The organism is Dyadobacter sp. HNCC25DJ186 (assembly GCF_056895235.1).
Map to the genome: position 1 here is coordinate 82,954 of NZ_JBXHAS010000008.1, position 18,213 is coordinate 101,166.

The window sequence follows — 18,213 nt, forward strand, 5'->3', positions numbered from 1 at the left end:
ATTGAGTTTTCCTTTTTCAATATGCTTCAATGAAAAAACGAATTATAAAAATGTTATTCATCATCATTGCCCTGATAGCAGTTGTTGCTGTCTCATTCTATATTTTTTTAAATCAGCCGAAATTTGGAAAAATGCCTTCTGGTACCCGTCAGGCAAAAATTGAAAAGTCTTCAAATTTTAAAAATGGGCAATTCCAAAATCTAAGCTTCACACCAGACCTTGCAGAGGGTGTAAGTTATTTCCAGGTTTTGAAAGAGTTTATTTTCAACAAGAGTGTACGCGTAAAACCAGAATCTACGTTACCTTCAGTAAAATCGGATTTGCTTCATTTGAATCCCGGAGAAAATATTCTGGTATGGTTCGGGCATTCTTCTTATTTCATGCAAATTGATGGCAAGACGATGCTGGTAGATCCTGTATTCAGCGGAGCCGCTTCTCCTGTTAGCTTCACAACAAATAGTTTCCCCGGAAGCGATGTTTACACCGTTGAAGATTTTCCGGAAATTGATTTCCTTTTTATTTCTCATGATCATTGGGACCATCTCGATTTTGACACCATCATGAAGCTGAAATCGAAAGTCAGGAAGATCATTACCGGGCTTGGGACAGGAGAGCATTTCGAGGCCTGGGGTTTTGATATGTCAAAAGTAGAAGAAAGAGATTGGAATGAGGCTGTGAATTTAGGCGATGGTTTTTCGGTTAACCTAACGCCGGGACGACACTTTTCCGGACGCGGTTTGTCAAGAAACGGGGCGATGTGGGTTTCATTCGTACTGCAAACACCAACAAAGAAATTATTCCTCGGAGGAGATTCCGGTTATGACACGCATTTTAAAAAGATAGGTGAAAAATTCGGTCCGTTTGATCTGGTCTTATTGGAATGCGGGCAGTATAACAAAAACTGGAAATATATTCATATGATGCCGGAGGAGGTTGCGCAGGCGGCAGAGGATTTAAAAGCAAGGAAATTGATGCCGGTGCACTGGGCGAAATTCCAGCTGGCGCAACATGACTGGGATGAGCCGATAATCAGGGTTTCTGCCGCCAGCAAATTGAAAAATATTCCGCTGGTCACGCCAATGATCGGGGAGATGGTCAATCTGAATGAGGATAAAACATACGCCGCCTGGTGGGAAAAGGTTAAGTAAATGAAAATTAGGATAGGGCTGATGTATAAACGTCAGCCTTTTTCGTTATCTTTTTATAACCTCTCTGTATCATGGATAAGCTTGTACTTTTCTGTTTACTATGGACTTTTCCCAAAAATCCAACTGTCAGGCACGAAGACATTTCCGTTATGTTGAGGTGTTATAACCATCATAATGCAACTGGTCTTACTGGAAAGATAACTGCCATTTTTAAAACAAGCCAACAGGTGCTGGGGCAAAGCAATGAATCAGGAATTCTCTTGCTGCATATCCCGGATTCGACAAGATATCTTTTGCTGGAAGCGGACGGTTACGTAACGTCAAAAATTGCTGTGAATCTTTCCGGAAAAATAGAAAAGGGAACAGAGTTTAACCTTGCGATACCTTTCGTTTTGAGAGATTCTGCCAGCACCACCACAATAAAACCTCAGAACATCCTATCATTTTCCTTCGATATTACCGAAAATGAAAGTGTAGGTTTTTTGATGCGCGACAAGAAGGTTTCTTCTAAATCCAGTCATAGTTTTAGTATTCCAAAGGGATTGCATCCGTTTTTTCTAAATGACGTTTTGCCTGGCACTTATGATATGGATGCTTCCGATAAAGAGGGACTTTTAAAAAGCGAAAGGATAATAATAAAGCCTGGGATTAACTTCAAAGCCATACATGTTGACAAGCGAAAGCATTTGGTAAAAGATACATTAATAGCTTCGCCAGTTTCGTTTCATTCCCCGACACATTCTCAGAAAGTTCTCTATTTCAATCAAAGCAGTTATGAATTGAGACCCGAAGCCAAATTAATACTAGACTCGATATCAATAGTTTTGAATAAAAAATCGAAATTTCTAGCCATTGTTACCGGCTTTACAGACAATGTTGGAAGGAGAGATTTGAATATGACCTTGGCGGAATATCGGGCGAAGGTTGTCGTTAATTATCTCAAACTTAAAGGCGTGAAATCGAAGCAAATTGCTGCAAAATGGAAAGGTCCAGACCTTAGTGCTGCACCAAATGATTCTAATGAAAATAAAGAAAAGAACAGACGTGTAGAAGTTGAATTAATTGTTCAATAATTATCAGAATGTAAGTTTCACCCCACTAAAATATAATGATGACCCTAAATTGTATAATTAAATATAAATTTTAAATGTTTGTTTAAATTATACATTTAAAGATTTGGAAGTTTGAATTTTATTAAACACTTTTGAATTGTAATTACAAAACAGATAGTGAAGTGAAGTGTATCAGTAGTAAGCCGAGTGAAGAGCGGATTAAGGAGGCGGCAAGAAAAGTATTCTTGAAAAAGGGTTTCGACGGAACCACTTCAAGAGATATTGCTGAGGAGGCTGACATGAATATTGCACTGACCAACTATTATTTCAGAAGTAAAGAAAAACTGTTTTTAGAGATTTTTAAAGATCTGTTAAATCTGTATTTTCAAAATACCATCGATATCCTGAATAAGGATATTGATTTTAAGTCTAAAATTTTTGAGACAATAGACCACACTTATGAGATGGTCAGCAATGAACCGGATCTATGTAATTTTATTGTGAATGAGGTTCACCGGGCACCCGAGCGCCTGATTCCGGATTTGAATTTTTTGCGTCAGATCAGGCGTACGAAATTTGGCGAGCAACTGGAAGAAGAGATTGAAATGGGAAATGTTCGTCCGATCGGAATCGAGAATATTGTTCCGATGCTTTGTGGATATATCCAATTTATCTTCCTTGGTAAGAGTATGCACATGAAGATTTTTGAAACCAACGAAGAACAGTTTGATGCCTACGCGAAAGATCATAAAGAGCGAATCAAAGAGATGATTATTTGCTATCTATATAATCACTAAATTTTTTTACCCTGGTTTTAAACAAACATTTAAAATAAATATTTATTTAAATCTTCCTTAAATGAAATTTTCATTTCAAACTGCACTGCTGTTGGTCGTGCTGATGACAACCCGTGTACAAGCCCAGCAGCGTAATCTCGAACAGCTGCTCGAGTTAGCCATGAAAAATAATTACAGTATTCAGTCTTCCGTGTTGGACGAAGCAAAAACGAATGCTAAAATTGATGAAGTCAGATCGAATCTCTTACCTTCTCTTAGCGTCACTGGCGACTACAAACGATACTTCAAAATTCCCGGACAGGTTGTTCCGGCGAGTGCTTTTGGAGGACCGGAAGGAACATACAGCACATTTGCCTTTGGGTTGCCCTACAATCTTTCAACCTCTGCGCAAGTAACTCAGGCTCTGTACAACCCATCGGTAAAATATGCTCTGAAGGCAGCTAATTTGAACAGAGACCTGACAGCTTTATCCACGGTTAAGACAAAAGAAGACATTGCATACAATGTAACCGATGCATATTACAATCTGGTTACGGTTGTTCAGCAAATGGCATTTTTAGACAGTAATCTTATTTCAACGGACAGGCTTTATAAGGTTACTGACCTTTTATATCAGAATCAATTAGCTCAACGCGTTGACAAGGACAGGATCCTGATCAATAAAACAACCACGGAAACTCAGCTCAAAACACTGAAAAATTCTTACGCGCAACTTGTTAACCTGCTTAAACTTTATACCGGAATTCCGCAGTCCGATTCCTTGCGTATAGATATCCAGGTTAAAAATGTTTTGCTGCCTTCACAAGCGGAAAAGAACGGCATGCGAAGAACAGATATCACACTTTTGGAGCGTCAGAAGGACTTGAATGTTTTGCAGGATAAAAATTTGAAATCGGGATATTTGCCAACTGTGAATGCTTATGGCGTTGCAAACCTTACTTATTTTGGCAAAAGCGGAGAAAACTCGGTTTTCAAACAGGTACCCGGCTACTGGGCAGGTCTGCAATTAAACTGGAATGTTTTTGACGGTATGGCAAGAAAAGCGCAGCGGACTCAAAACCGGATTGACAACGACAAACTTTCGGTGCAGTTAAAACAGCTGGAACAATCCATTGAAATGGAAGAAATAAACGCCCGGAATAAGTTTGCCGTTGAACAGCAGAATATCAATTCAAAAAATGAACAAGTTGCGCTGGCAAGCCGTGTTTACAAACAAATTCAACTTCAATTCAAAGAAGGAATTGTTTCGCTTTCTGATGTGATCCAGTCGGAGCAGACTTTGCTTGATTCACAAAGTAATTACCTGACTTCGCTTGTGCAATTGCTTCAGGCAGAGCTGGAATGGAAAAAAGCAACAGGCTCCTTATTGACCAAATAATTATAATAAATAAAGATACCAACCTTCAATATAGAAAATATGAAACGCCTTTTAATAGTTGTCGCAATCATTGCCGTTCTCGGCCTCACGGCTGCAAAACTTCTAAGCAACAAAGAAGCAACGGAAGCCAAAGTTTATCAACCTGATCCCAACCTTAAAGTTGGTGTGAGAACGACGGTTGCCGAAATGAAAAATTTGACGCAGGATACGAAATTTTTAGGGTCATTTACCCCAAACCGTCAAATTGAAATCCGTCCGCTTGCGGGAGGGGAAATTGTGAAATTGAATATTCAGGAAGGTCAGCATGTAGGTGCTGGCCAGCTTCTTGCCAAACTGGACGATGATCAGCTTCGTTTTCAGGTGGAAGCTTTGCAGGTTACGCTGGAAGGTTATCAAAATGATTTGAAACGATATGAGATTTTGGTAAAAGGTGATGCTGTTCCCGCTGTAAATCTTGAAAGAACACAGCTTAGTATCCGTGGCACGCAGGCGCAAATAAAACAATTGAACAAGCAGATTGCCAATACGAGCATTGTTGCACCTTTTTCAGGAATCGTTACTTCCAAATTAGTTGAAAAAGGATCGGTTGTTTCCATTGGAACACCTATGGCTGAAATTACAGACATTGCTTCGCTTAAATTGCTCGTGAATGTTCCTGAAAAGGCGGTTAACCAGTTTCGTATGGGACAGGTTATTTCCGTTCAGACGGAGGTATATCCGGATGTGAAATTCCAGGGAAAAGTTTCTATGATCGGTGCGCAGGGCGATGAAGCGCATAATTATCCGGTAGAAATTGCGGTTCAGAATACGGCAAATAATCCATTGAAAGCTGGTATGTACGGTTCGATCGCCAATTCAAATGAGCTCAAAGGTGAGTCGCTTGCCATACCGCGCCAGGCAATTATGGGTTCTGCAAAAGAACCGCAGGTTTATGTTGTTGAAAATGGTAAGGCAATTTTGAAAAATGTAATGATCGGCGTAGCCACTAACGATTTTTATGAAATTACTAAAGGTCTTAAAGCAGGAGATCGGGTAGTGACGAGCGGCCAGATCAACCTGCAAAACGGAACGCTTGTATCAGCGCAGTAAACCTCATTCTCAAAAGTATTCATTATGAAATTTATTGAATCCATCATCAAACGCCCGTCGATGATTATCGTGCTTTTCGCGATTCTCACCATTGGCGGAGTATTTTCCTATCGTCTGTTAAGTTATGAATTGTTGCCTGAATTTTCGGTGCCGATCGTAACCATTACAACGCTTTATCCCGGCGCAGCGCCATCGGAAGTTGAATCAGAAATCAGCAAGAAAATTGAAGATGCAGTATCAGGTCTTGATAATATTGATGACGTAACTTCGAAATCTTATGAAAGTGCATCGCTCGTAATTGTTCAGTTCAAACCGGGTACTGATCTTGATAAGGCGTTGGAAGATGCGCAGCGCGACATCAACAACATGCTTAGTGATTTGCCCGATGACGCGGAAACGCCTTCTTTATCCAAAATTTCGCCGAGCGATCAGCCGATCATGCAGCTTCTGGCAACTTCGTCACTTCCTAACGAAGTTTTTTACCAACAGGTGGAAGATAAATATTTGCCTGTTATCCAGCAGATTGCAGGTGTCGCCGAAATCACGATGGTGGGTGGAGATCAGCGTGAGATTCGTGTGAACGTAAATGGCGACAAACTAAAATATTACGGACTATCGCTTTTGCAGGTAACGCAGGTGATCAATCAGGCAAACCTTGATTTTCCGACAGGTAAGGTAAAAAGTGCTTCAGAAAACATGACACTGAGGCTTGCCGGAAAATTCAGCTCATTGGATGATATCCGTAACCTTGTGATTTCAACATCCAAAGAGGGAAGCCAGATTCGTGTAGGCGATGTGGCAGATATCACAGATGGGTTGGGCGAAACGGAAAGCATAAGCCGGTATAACGGACAAAATGGTATCGGTCTTTTTATCAAAAAACAATCCGACGCGAACGCGGTTGAAATCAGCCGACTCGTTCAGTTGAAATTATCTGAAATTGAGAAAGCGAACGCAAAGGATAAAGTACATTTCGCAATAGCTTATGACAGCAGCATTTTTACGCTTGAATCTGTGGAAGCGGTAACACATGACCTCATTCTGGCAGTAGTTCTCGTTGCTGCGGTGATGTTGCTCTTCCTTCACAGTTTTAGAAATGCGTTCATCGTCATGGTTTCTGTGCCTGCTTCTCTGGTTTCAGCATTTTTGTTTATGTATTTAATGGGTTACTCGTTGAACCTGATGACATTGCTTGCTTTGTCTCTTGTAATTGGAATCCTCGTGGATGACTCGATTGTGGTTTTGGAAAATATCCAGCGACATTTGGAAATGGGCAAAAACCGCTGGCAGGCTACCATAGATGGTGTTACGGAAATCGGTTTTGCTGCCCTTGCCATCACCTTGGTAATCGTGGTAGTTTTTGTTCCGATTACGATGGTGAATTCTGTTATCGCCGATTTGCTCCGCCAATTTTCTCTGACAGTTGCGTTTGCAACCATGATCAGTTTGCTTGTAAGTTTCACACTTACACCATGGATGACTTCCAATATGGCGCGTATTGAACACCTTGATCCGAAAAATCCATTTCAACGTTTTCTTCTTTGGTTTGAAAAACAATTGACCAAACTGACAACATGGTATCACGGAAGTCTTGAATGGGTATTAAGTCACAAACTGATCTTTACCGGCGGACTCGTTGCACTCTTCGTTATCACAGGATGGGTTATGGGACTCGGAATAATCGGTCAGGAATTCGTAGCACAGGGTGATCAGGGTAAGTTTTTGCTGACGATGAAGCTGGATAAAAGTGCATCGTTGCAGCAGAATAACCTGACTGCCAGAAGTGTGGAGGAATATTTGAGAAAAAAACCGGATGTGACCACTATTTTCGCGAACGTTGGTGGGGCAAGTACCGGGATGAACAGCTCCGGACAGGGGGAAACAAACAGGACTGAATTGACGGTGGAATTAAAACCGTTGGAAGAGCGTGGAGGTTCCGTACCAACGGAAAAGTATATGCTTGACGTTCGTAAGGAGCTGGAAAAAAAGTTCGCAGGTATCGAATTCAATTCAGCAATTGTGGGGATGGTTAATTCGGGTTCCGCACCGATTGAGATATTTTTGGCAGGAGACAATCTGAATGAAATCCTGTCTTCGGCTGATAACCTGGCCAACCGATTGAAAAAAACGCCTGGGGCAAATGATGTGAACGTATCCGTTGAATCAGGGAATCCGGAAGTACGGGTTGACATTGACCGTGAGAAAATGGCGCGTCTTGGGTTGGACATTCAAACGGTGGGAGCAACAATGCAGAACGCTTTCGCAGGAAATGATGACTCGAAATTCCGTGACGGAGGAGAAGATTATGACATCCGGATCATGCTTGACGCTTTTGATCGCAAAGACCCCGACGACGTAAAACATATCACTTTCTTCAGTCCGTCCGCAAGCCGTACGGTACGTCTGGAAGAATTTGCTGACGTGACTTTAAGTACGGGCCCATCCGTTCTGGAACGTAAAGACCGCCGCTCTTCAGTCACGGTCACTGCAAATACTCTGGGAATTGGTTCAGGAACTTTGGTAGCCAATATTCAGGCAGATCTTGCTAAAAATCCACTTCCGGCAGGTGTAACGATCAAATGGGGTGGTGACGCCAAAAATCAAAGTGAGGGTTTTGGGTCGTTAGGTCTTGCCATGTTAGCTGGTCTGTTTTTGGTTTATTTCATCATGGTTTTGCTTTACGACAGCTTTATTTACCCGTTTGTCGTACTTTTTTCAATTCCTGTTGCCGTCATCGGGGCTTTGCTTGCTTTGGCATTATCATCCTCAAATATCGGGATTTTTGCCTTGCTTGGTATGCTGATGCTGATTGGTCTCGTTGTGAAAAATGCGATTTTGATTGTCGATTTTGCGAATCAGCAGAAGGAATCGGGTGTGCCTTTCAGGAAGGCAATTCTACATGCCGGCGAAGAACGTTTGCGACCAATTTTGATGACGACCATTGCTATGGTTATCGGGATGATTCCCATTGCAACAGCGTCCGGAGCAGGAGCAGAATGGAAAAATTCGCTGGCCTGGGTACTTATCGGCGGACTAACAAGTTCAATGATTTTGACCATTTATCTTGTTCCAATGGCCTACTACCTGGCCGATAGGTTAGGTGAAAAATGGGCGTCATTTCGGTCGAAGTCTAAGCCTGAAGGTTCGGTTGCCACTATTACCCAATAACCTTAAACTGACTGAAAAATGAACAATCAGCTTTTTGAATTGTTAAGTATGACATCGGGATTGCCGGTGTCATCAATCTCACAAGATGCGCATTTGGCGAAAGATCTTGGGTTAGATAGCCTGGACACAATTGATCTTGTTTTACAAATGGAAGATAAGTTTCACATTGCCATCCCGGATGAAGATTATGAAAAACTTCAAACGGTTGGCCAGATTGAGCAATATTTGTCAGCAAAGCAGATGGCATCTGCCTGAAATTATTCATAGTCATCAGATTTCGGCTATGCTAAAATTTGATACGACGACCTTCAACAAGATTCAGAATGAAAATAATAATTGTCGGCGGCGGATTTGCAGGTGTGAAACTCGCACTGTCGCTGGCACATGACATCAAATTTCAGGTCACGCTGGTGGATAAGAACAGCTATAATTTTTTTCCTCCGTTTTTATACCAGGTTACGTCCGCATTTTTTGAACCATTTCAGATCAGTAATCCTTTCCTGCAATTATTTTCAGGAAAGGAAAATCTGAGTTTTCAAAAAGGTATGCTGCAAAGCATCCGTCCGACTGAAAATCAGATCGTACTTGACACTGAAATCTTGGACTATGATTATTTGGTGCTTGCGACGGGAACTGAAACCGATTATTCAGGCATCAGCAATATTGAGCAAAATGCATTTTCTTTGAAGACAATTGACGATGCAATGGCGCTTCGGGAAAGACTTTTGCAGCAATCTAAAAAAGCGTCTGATGCGAAAGAACCGCATGAAGTTAAAAAAATGATGACCTTCGTCGTCGCTGGAGGTGGTCCTTCGGGAGTAGAAATTGCCTCATTGCTGGCGGAAATAAAAGAGGATATTATTAAAAAGTCAGACCCCAAATTTTCTGATAATGGTTGCGAAATTTATCTGGTTCAGAAAGATTCGGTTTTATTACCCGCTATGTCCGAAAAGTCAGGACAGTATGTTTCTAAATTCCTTCAAAAGTCAGGCGTAAAAATTCTATTAAATACTTATGTTCAGGATTATATAGGTGACAAAGTTCTCCTGTCTTCCGGTGCTGCAATCCCTACAGCGAATTTAATCTGGACTGCCGGGATCAAGGGAAAAAAGGTTAAAGGACTTGATGACGAGGCCTACGGCAAAGAAAACAGGATCAAGGTAGATGGTTATAACAAGGTTTATGGTACGTACAATATTTTCGCCATAGGCGACAATTGCCTCGAAACAAGTTCTCTGGAATATCCGGAGGGCCATCCGCAAGTAGCACAGGTGGCCATTCAGCAGGGAGAAAACCTGGCAAGGAATTTCCAACTCATGGCGGAGCAGAAAGAATTACGAAGATTTATTTATAAAGATCCTGGTATTTCTGTGGTAACCGGGAGAACGAAGGCCGTCATGAACTGGAAGTTATTGAATATTCAGCTGACAGGAAAGCGTGCCTGGGTTACAAATTTTCTGGTTCACTGGTACCCGATAACGAGTCATGGAAGCAGGTTGAAAATATTCTTTTACGGGATCAGATCATACTTATTTAAACAGCAGTCTTTTTAAGGGATATTATTCTGGCAAACTAATTGGATAATATGAAAAAGATAGATCTGTTTTTACAAACCATCATTTATAAAGCGATCGAAGACCTTTCCGACGCTTCGGTACATTATTTGATTCACGCCAGGTATTTTTTCTATGATATCCAGATGAAAGACTATGAGCCGTTTCACCTGAATAAAAATTCAGTAAAACGCATTGAGCTTTTAAACGATGGATTTAAATGCAAAATGATGCTTGACGGTCAGGATAATGATGATATTTTTTCGATTGTAATACCATTTCATTTGATCCGAAGTGTATCCCGATTTTATAGATCGGAGTTTAAGAATGAAGAAAAGCTATTTTCAAAAAAGTCTGACCTGCGTATTAAAATCTAACGCCATTTTTTAACAAATCCTCAACCGCCTGTTTCTCGTGGGCAACCAATGGATTCAGTATTTCAGGATCGACGAATTCGCTGGAAGCCGAGAAAAATGAAAGGTTTTTAAAAGGCGCGTAAACTGCATCAAAAATAATCTTCGCCCGTTTCTGATGGTAATCCGAAGTAACGATCAAAATTTCTTCCGGCTTTAATGCTCCAATTACCCATTTGGAAAGTGTTGCATCTTCCACTGAGTGGCTTGACGCTATCATACCCAGGATAGCGCTTTCCTGAACCCCTTCTTTTTTGAGCATTTCTTTAAGATAAAAAGCATGTGGCTTTTCCGTTGTATTAAAATGGGCTCCAAATCCACCCGTCCGGATGATACCGGCGTGTTCCTTTTCATATAGCGACACACAAAGTTTTACGCGACTCATAGCCATTTCGCTCAACACGCCTTCCTCCGAGTTAGGTGCTCCCAGCACGACGATAATTTTCATAACATTTGTTTTAGGCTAAGCGAAAACAAAATAGTGACTTTATTTATAATACCCCGAATATTCATTTTTTTAGTTATATGTTTTCGTTTATTTATTTTTCATTTCGCTACTTCCTCATGAATTATGAAATGAGTTAAAATTCGAAGAAAAGTATTTTGTATTTATATTTAATACTAGCATTCATATTTGAATAATACAACTTTTCGGACATTAGTTCTGTGATAACATAGTGCATAATCGCACCAAACATTGTGTCTTTTGTACACTTTCTCTTTTGCCGGAAAATATTAAATAGGTAACGCAATCGTTCCCGGCAACGTGTGCATAAAAAAAATCTAATAAATAGTTGTATTCTACCAAGTGCCTAAATAGACTTGATCAAGGGTTTTAACTCATTTTACTATTGAAAATCGCAGTAAATATTGGTAAAGTTATATTTAAAAGACACGCTCAGATGACAAAAAATGTTTTACTTATTTTACTTCTTCTGGGCCTGTCGCTCAGTGGAATAGCACAGACCCGCCAGTTGAAAGGCGAGGTGAAGGACGGTATTTCGAAAGAAAAGTTACCTGGCGTTTCTGTGTTGGTGAAAGGTACCCGGAGTGGTACAACCAGTGATGCAGATGGAAAATTCACGTTGGATATACCTGTGGAAGGAAGTTCGGTCGTCATTAGTTATGTAGGTTTTATAAATCAGACGATAGACATCGGTAATCGTACTTTCCTGGAAATCACGCTTGAACCAGATGTGAAAGCTTTGGATGATGTCGTAGTTATAGGATATGGAGAGCAAAAAAGATCACATCTGACAGGCGCGGTTGCAACGGTTAAAATGAACGAGATAGACGAGTTGCCGGTTGGTGATATTTCATCAGCCCTCGCAGGGAAGTTAGCAGGTGTTGCAGTGAGTGGAGGAACGGCCCGGCCGGGAACACCTGCGTCTATTGTGATACGTAACCCGACAAAAGCGTCAAAAGACGGAGGCAGTAACTCGCCGCTTTTCATTATTGATGACGTGATCAGGACAGAAGCTGATTTTCAGCTTTTGGATGCTTCTGAGATCGAAAATCTATCAATTTTAAAGGATGGAGCCGCCGCAGTTTATGGAGCAAGAGCAGCTTTGGGTGTGGTGCTGGTCCGTACCAAACGAGGAAAGGCAGGAAAACCATCTTTTAATTACACGACGACTTTCGGAGTTTCTGACGCGGGTTACAAGCCGAAGGTGATGAACGGCGTCCAATTGGCGACCTATCTCAACGACTATAACAAAACGAGGGGCCTTGCTGCAACAGACCCGGAATATTACTCAGCGGACGAACTGGAACATTTCAAAAAAAATAATTTTAATTGGTTTGATATGGCCTGGAAACCTTCATTAAATACCCGCCATGCTTTGAATATCAGCGGTGGTACGGAGAGAGCCACTTTTTTTGCCGGTGCCAGCTATTTTTACCAAAACGGGAACGTAGATAATATTGATTATAAAAAGTGGAATTTCAGAGCCAGCGCGGATGTGAAAGTTACCAATAACATCAAAATTGGACTAGGCGTTAGCGGTAACCTGTCGGATAACAAATTGTTTTATTTGAAACAGGGAGGCGAAAATGTGGAGAAAGATGTGACGAATTTATTGAATACGCCTCAGTTTATTCCGCCTTATGTGGATGGTTTGCCGGTGCTGCTACCCGGCGGAAGTAATGCAACAGGTTTTCATTTTTTTGAAGCACAAAAACTGAACAATTACACGAGAGCACGAAATACGGTCCTGAATATTAATGCTTTTCTGGAATACAATGTGCCATTTATTCCAGGTTTCAAAATCCGGACTGTTTACAATAAAAATATGGGCAACGACTGGGGAAAACAGTTTGGTACCTATTATAAGACTTATGGTTTTTCGATGCTGGGGGATAACAAGCATATTTACGGTGGTACTCCAAATCCGGCTACGCGACTTAATAATGGTGACAGATTAAGATTTAACCCGGGATATACGGATGGGTATCAGATGAATGTTAACCTGAGTTATGCAAAAGATTTCGGTCGGCATTCTGTAAGCGCACTTGCTTTGGTTGAGCAATCAGAAATTTATTCGGAGAGTATTGCTACGATGAAAGAAGGGATATTTGAAGGTGGAAATGACTATCTGATGTCAGCGCTGGGCGCAAAAGATATAGGTCCAAACCTTGCTAACGAAAGTGGCGTATTGTCTTACGTCGGGAGATTGAATTATAGCTATGCTGAAAAGTATTTACTGGAAGTTTCCTTCCGCCGCGATGCTTCGACCAAGTTTGCGCCAGAATATCGGTGGGGGACTTTTCCGCAGATTTCAGCGGGTTGGGTAATTACAGAGGAGAATTTTTTCAAACAGAAAGTAGCTTTTATAAACTTTATGAAATTGCGGGCGTCGATCGGATTTCTGGGAGGAGACAGGACGGCAAACTGGCAATGGATGCAGCGATATACGCCACAAGCATCAAATGGAGCTGTTTTTGGCGGAAATAGTGACCGCGCCGTAGGTATTAAACTTGAAAAACTTCCTAATTATTTTGGTCGCTGGGATGATGTCACGAAGAAAAATATCGGTTTGGATGCTTCGTTCTTGAACAATAAACTTTCGACAACGATCGATGTCTACCACGATCACGGTTATAATCTGCTGACCACGCTGTCATCTTCTGTTCCACTGACGATCGGTTCAGTGATGCCTTCGGAAAACTATGAAACAATAAATTCATTCGGAACCGAAATTTCTTTGGGCTGGAATGATAAGATTGGAAAAAACATAAATTATAACCTCAATGCTTTTCTGGCATGGAATGATAACAAAAATATCCTGGTGGATGTGGCTCCCTCCAATGTTGGAACCTGGCTTGATCCGACAGGCCAATCCAGCGACCGCGGTGTTCAGGGCTATCATTATCTGGGTATGTTCCGGTCGCAGGACGACGTGAACAAATTTCTGGAAACCAATGCGAATTACACCATTTTCGGACAGGCACCCAAGCCAGGAATGTTATACTATAAAGACATCCGCGGGCCAAGGCAAACGGACGGAACTTATGCCGACCCGGATGGAAAGATAACAGAAGATGATCTTGACTGGCTGACACATAAGGAAAACAATCACTACACATTCGGGTTTTCTTTTGGGATAGGGTTCAAAGGATTTAAGCTGGATATGGTTACAGCCGGCTCTTTTGGAGGACAAGCTTTGGTGGAAGGTGATGCGAGAAGAAGGGCGGCAAAAGACATTTCCCGGCCAGTGTTCTGGGCTGACCACTTTTCGGCCGAAAATCCATCCGCAGCCTATCCTGACCCTTTTTATGAAGATACCTATTCGGTCGTTTCATCATTCTGGTTCAGAAATTCTTTTGTATTCAGAATGCGAAGCCTAAATCTGTCTTATACACTTGGACAAAATATTGCTAAGAAAATGGGCGTCAGTTCTCTGAAAATTATAGGCGTTGCGATGAACCCAGTCAATTTTTACAATCCGTACGATTATAAAGCTGCTGCTGGGTCGTATAATGTTTATCCGGTCATGCGGACCTGGTCACTTGGTTTAAACCTCACACTTTAAATGTCTGAACTAATGAAAAAAAGATATCTGATCGCTGTTTTTACGGCTTTAACTTTGTCAGGTTGCGAAAAAGTTCTGGATAAGACGGACCTTTCAGCCTTTAATGAAGAGCAGGTTTTTAATGATTCGCTGCTGGCCAGAGGTTACGTAGATTATGTTTATGATCAGAATTTACCCGTTTGGCCGACGGGAGATTTTCAAAAAGCTACGGATGAGATTTCAGGAGAAACACGGTTTTTCGAAGGAACTGTGCAGGTTAACACGGTGGTGGACTTCGGTACTTCTGTGAACGCAACAAATAACTATGGAAAGATTCGATCCATTAACCAGTTTCTGGCCAAAATGCCCAACAGCGTTTTAGGCGAAAAGTATAAAAAAGAATTACAGGCGCAAATCACATTTTTCAGGGCGTACCGGTATTTTGATCTTGTGCAGCTTTATGGCGGTGTCCCATTGGTACTGACACCACTGGAAGGTGTCGGTCAGGAAGCAAAAGATGAGGCGGCAATACCGCGCAGCAGCACTTCGGAAAGCATCCGGCAAATTGTTGAGGATCTTGATTATAGCATAACGAATCTTCCGGGGAAATGGACAAATACGAACGATTGGGGAAGAATTACCAGCGGAGCGGCTGCGGGATTTAAGGGTCGGATTTTGCTTCATTATGCCAGCCCGCAATTTAATCCAAATGATATGCCAGAGCGTTGGCAGGCCGCCTATGACGCTAGTAAAAAAGCGATCGAATTACTGACAACGAATGGATTTAAACTGCATACCAGTTTCAAGGATCTCTGGTTTACTGAGGCAAATAATCCTGAGGCGGTCTGGGTGACGGGTTACAATAATAAAGTCGGCGACCAGATCAATAAAAACCAGAACTGGGATAATAATACAAGACCGTCGTATCTCGGAACAGGAAGTGGGTCCAACCAGCCAACCTGGGAGATTACGCAGGCGTTTCCTATGAAAAATGGTAAAAATATTACTGAACCAGGGTCGGGTTATGATGCGAAATTATTCTATAAAAACCGTGACCCAAGATTCGATAATACGATTGCTTATAACGGATCAACCTGGCACATTAACGGTAACACCAATTACCGGTTATGGACTTATTTTGTAGAGAATAAAACGGTTGAGCAAAAAGCAACCGTGAGCGGATTTTATGTGCGTAAAGCAATTGATCCTAACCTCCCCACGGGTGCCGTTGCGAATAGCGGAACAGACTGGATCGAAATGCGGTATGCGGAAGTGATGCTAAATTTTGCAGAAGCTGCATGTGGTATAAACAAACTGGACGAAGCCTACAAACAATTGACAGAAATTCGTAAACGTGCAGGAATTGAGCCGGGTGCTGACGGGCTTTATGGACTGAAAGCAGATATGACCAGAGACGAAATGTTCCAGGCAATTCTTCTTGAACGGCGGATTGAGCTGGCTTTTGAAGGAAAACGTTTCTGGGATTTGCGCCGCTGGAAATTATTCGAATCGACGCTGAACGGCAAAAGGAGAAGCGGTGTAACGATCAATCTAAAAACTTCGGCTATTTCAGCAGCAAACTTTGCGTCGCAGCGTGATGGTATGAGTCTGGACTCTGCTTATCGAAATTATTTTGAAATCGTACCAAAACAGCTCGATACAAAATACGCAATCAAATGGCTGCCTGAATATTATTTTTTCGCAATTCCTTCAACCGCCATTGCTAATAACGCACGTCTGGAACAAAATATCGGATGGCCATCCGGCACTTTTGATCCGCTAAAATAAATTGAAATCATCATCCTGTTGCTTTATGAAAACGAAACGTTATTCCTTTTATTCTCTCGTTATTTCGCTGTGGATCGGGGCAGAAGCCTATGCACAATATCCTAAAATTCCAGCCGCGGCACAAAAAACCAGTGATTCCTTACTGGCGGAAGCAAGTAAAAAATCTGATATCGCATGGCAAAAGGCCTGGCCGGTTATTGAGCAGGAGGCAAAAAGTGGTAAACCTTATATTCCCTGGGCAGCCCGACCTGTCGATTTGCCACAATCAGAAATCCCGGCATTTCCCGGTGCCCAGGGAGGCGGTGCATTCAGTTTCGGAGGCCGCGGAGGAAAGGTTTTCGTAGTAACGAGCCTGGCTGACAGCGGTCCGGGCACGCTCCGGGATGCGTGTGAACAAGGTGGTGCGAGAATTATTGTTTTCAATGTAGCAGGTATCATCCGGATCAAAACACCATTAATTATCCGTGCTCCTTACATTACCATTGCCGGACAAACTGCTCCCGGCGACGGTGTTTGTGTGGCTGGCGAAACGGTCTGGATCAATACGCATGACGTCGTGATCCGGCACATGCGTTTCCGCCGCGGCGAAACTTTTGTGGGTCGTCGCGACGATTCCATCGGGGGGAATCCGATCGGGAATATCATGATTGACCACGTTTCTGCGAGCTGGGGTCTGGATGAGAACATGTCAATGTATCGTCACATGTATAACGACAGCACAGGCATTGCTGAACAAAAACTTCCAACCGTGAACATTACCATTCAAAATTCAATTTTTTCAGAAACCCTGGATACCTGGAACCACTCTTTTGGAAGTACTTTGGGTGGAGAAAATTGTACGTTCATGCGGAACCTGTGGGCGAATAACGCAGGAAGGAATCCATCGATAGGATGGTTTGGTATATTCAATTTTGCCAATAACGTCGTGTTCAACTGGGTTCACCGATCGATTGACGGAGGCGATTATCGGGCGATGTATAACATTATCAATAACTATTTCAAACCGGGGCCGCAAACACCCAAAAACTCGCCGATTGGTCACCGGATTCTTAAACCGGAAGCAGGTAGAAGTAAATTGGACCATCTCGTTTTTGGTCGCGCCTATGTGCATGGTAACGTCATGGAAGGTTACGAAAATGTTACAAAAGATAATTGGGATGGTGGTGTGCAGGTGGAGGAGCTTCCCAATACCGGCAAATACCGTGACCAAATGAAGTGGAATAAACCGCTTCCCATGCCGGAATTTCCCATGATGAGTGCGAAGGAGTCGTTTGATTATGTACTGGCAAACGCGGGTGCCACGCTGCCCAAACGCGATCCGGTTGATATCCGGGTAACCACACAGGTACGTACAGGAAAGATTAATCCGCGTAATGACGTAAAATTACCTGCGACCCAATTCGAACATCGTCGCCTGCCGATCGACTCTTATAAAAATGGGATTATTACTGATATTTCGCAGGTTGGTGGTTATCCTGAGTATAAGGGAACGCCGTACAAAGATGCTGACAACGACGGTATGCCGGATGAATGGGAAATTAAATATGCCTTGAATCCGAAAGATCCGTCGGATGCGCAAAAAGATATGAGTGGAGACGGATACTCAAATATTGAAAAGTTTATCAACGGAATTGATCCCAAAAAGAAAACAGATTGGAAGAATCCGGATAACAATGTCGATACGCTGGCTTCCGCAAAAGGAGCATCCGGCAAGAAATAGTGAGTGGCAAGCCCGTCGGACTGCTGTTTCGCCGTCCGACGGGTAAATGAAAATACATACTTCAACATTCTAAAAACAATTGAAAAAAAGAAAATAC

Annotated in this window: 13 protein-coding genes; 12 read left to right on the forward strand and 1 reads right to left on the reverse strand. The window is 42.2% G+C overall.

The genetic code is table 11. The features are described 5' to 3' along the window. Nucleotides 1-29 precede the first annotated feature (29 nt). The 9 genes from AC1XUO_RS21515 to AC1XUO_RS21555 all read left to right on the forward strand — a co-directional run bounded on the left by AC1XUO_RS21515 (nucleotide 30) and on the right by AC1XUO_RS21555 (nucleotide 10,562). Nucleotides 30-1,148, forward strand: a complete 1,119-nt coding sequence (locus AC1XUO_RS21515; protein ID WP_483331838.1) for an MBL fold metallo-hydrolase — start codon at nucleotides 30-32, stop codon at nucleotides 1,146-1,148. A 71-nt stretch (nucleotides 1,149-1,219) separates the two neighbouring features. Next, nucleotides 1,220-2,221, forward strand: coding sequence for an OmpA family protein (locus tag AC1XUO_RS21520; RefSeq protein ID WP_483331840.1), 1,002 nt, complete (start codon nucleotides 1,220-1,222; stop codon nucleotides 2,219-2,221). Between the two features lie 161 nt (nucleotides 2,222-2,382). Then, complete coding sequence (locus tag AC1XUO_RS21525) at nucleotides 2,383-2,997, forward strand: TetR/AcrR family transcriptional regulator (RefSeq protein ID WP_483331841.1); 615 nt, start codon at nucleotides 2,383-2,385, stop codon at nucleotides 2,995-2,997. A gap of 61 nt (nucleotides 2,998-3,058) precedes the next feature. Continuing rightward, a complete protein-coding gene (locus tag AC1XUO_RS21530; RefSeq protein ID WP_483331842.1) occupies nucleotides 3,059-4,375 on the forward strand; it encodes a TolC family protein in 1,317 nt (438 codons plus the stop codon). Nucleotides 4,376-4,414: 39 nt separating this feature from the next. Further along, nucleotides 4,415-5,464 carry an efflux RND transporter periplasmic adaptor subunit gene (locus tag AC1XUO_RS21535; protein WP_483331843.1) on the forward strand — a complete coding sequence of 350 codons (1,050 nt, stop codon included), beginning with the start codon at nucleotides 4,415-4,417 and terminating at the stop codon, nucleotides 5,462-5,464. 24 nt (nucleotides 5,465-5,488) lie between these two features. Further along, complete coding sequence (locus AC1XUO_RS21540; protein WP_483331844.1) at nucleotides 5,489-8,632, forward strand: efflux RND transporter permease subunit; 3,144 nt, start codon at nucleotides 5,489-5,491, stop codon at nucleotides 8,630-8,632. A gap of 18 nt (nucleotides 8,633-8,650) precedes the next feature. Beyond that, the gene (locus AC1XUO_RS21545; RefSeq protein WP_483331845.1) at nucleotides 8,651-8,887 is read left to right on the forward strand and encodes an acyl carrier protein; all 237 of its coding nucleotides are present in this window, start codon (nucleotides 8,651-8,653) and stop codon (nucleotides 8,885-8,887) included. Between the two features lie 68 nt (nucleotides 8,888-8,955). Continuing rightward, a complete protein-coding gene (locus tag AC1XUO_RS21550; RefSeq protein WP_483331846.1) occupies nucleotides 8,956-10,185 on the forward strand; it encodes an NAD(P)/FAD-dependent oxidoreductase in 1,230 nt (409 codons plus the stop codon). A 32-nt stretch (nucleotides 10,186-10,217) separates the two neighbouring features. Continuing rightward, nucleotides 10,218-10,562: a hypothetical protein gene (locus AC1XUO_RS21555; RefSeq protein ID WP_483331847.1), complete on the forward strand. Its 345-nt coding sequence runs from the start codon at nucleotides 10,218-10,220 to the stop codon at nucleotides 10,560-10,562. Here AC1XUO_RS21555 and AC1XUO_RS21560 read toward each other — a convergent pair. Continuing rightward, nucleotides 10,552-11,046: a YdcF family protein gene (locus AC1XUO_RS21560; RefSeq protein ID WP_483331848.1), complete on the reverse strand. Its 495-nt coding sequence runs from the start codon at nucleotides 11,044-11,046 to the stop codon at nucleotides 10,552-10,554. The two genes, AC1XUO_RS21555 and AC1XUO_RS21560, sit on opposite strands and share 11 nt — an antisense overlap. 454 nt (nucleotides 11,047-11,500) lie before the next feature. Between AC1XUO_RS21560 and AC1XUO_RS21565 the strand changes: the two genes are divergently transcribed. Genes AC1XUO_RS21565 through AC1XUO_RS21575 form a run of 3 tightly spaced genes read left to right on the forward strand, consistent with a single transcriptional unit; the run spans nucleotide 11,501 to nucleotide 18,116 of the window. Then, nucleotides 11,501-14,629, forward strand: coding sequence for a SusC/RagA family TonB-linked outer membrane protein (locus AC1XUO_RS21565; protein WP_483331849.1), 3,129 nt, complete (start codon nucleotides 11,501-11,503; stop codon nucleotides 14,627-14,629). A gap of 12 nt (nucleotides 14,630-14,641) precedes the next feature. Beyond that, a complete protein-coding gene (locus tag AC1XUO_RS21570) occupies nucleotides 14,642-16,396 on the forward strand; it encodes a RagB/SusD family nutrient uptake outer membrane protein (RefSeq protein WP_483331850.1) in 1,755 nt (584 codons plus the stop codon). A 25-nt stretch (nucleotides 16,397-16,421) separates the two neighbouring features. Continuing rightward, nucleotides 16,422-18,116 carry a pectate lyase family protein gene (locus AC1XUO_RS21575; RefSeq protein WP_483331851.1) on the forward strand — a complete coding sequence of 565 codons (1,695 nt, stop codon included), beginning with the start codon at nucleotides 16,422-16,424 and terminating at the stop codon, nucleotides 18,114-18,116. The last annotated feature ends 97 nt before the right edge of the window (nucleotides 18,117-18,213 follow it).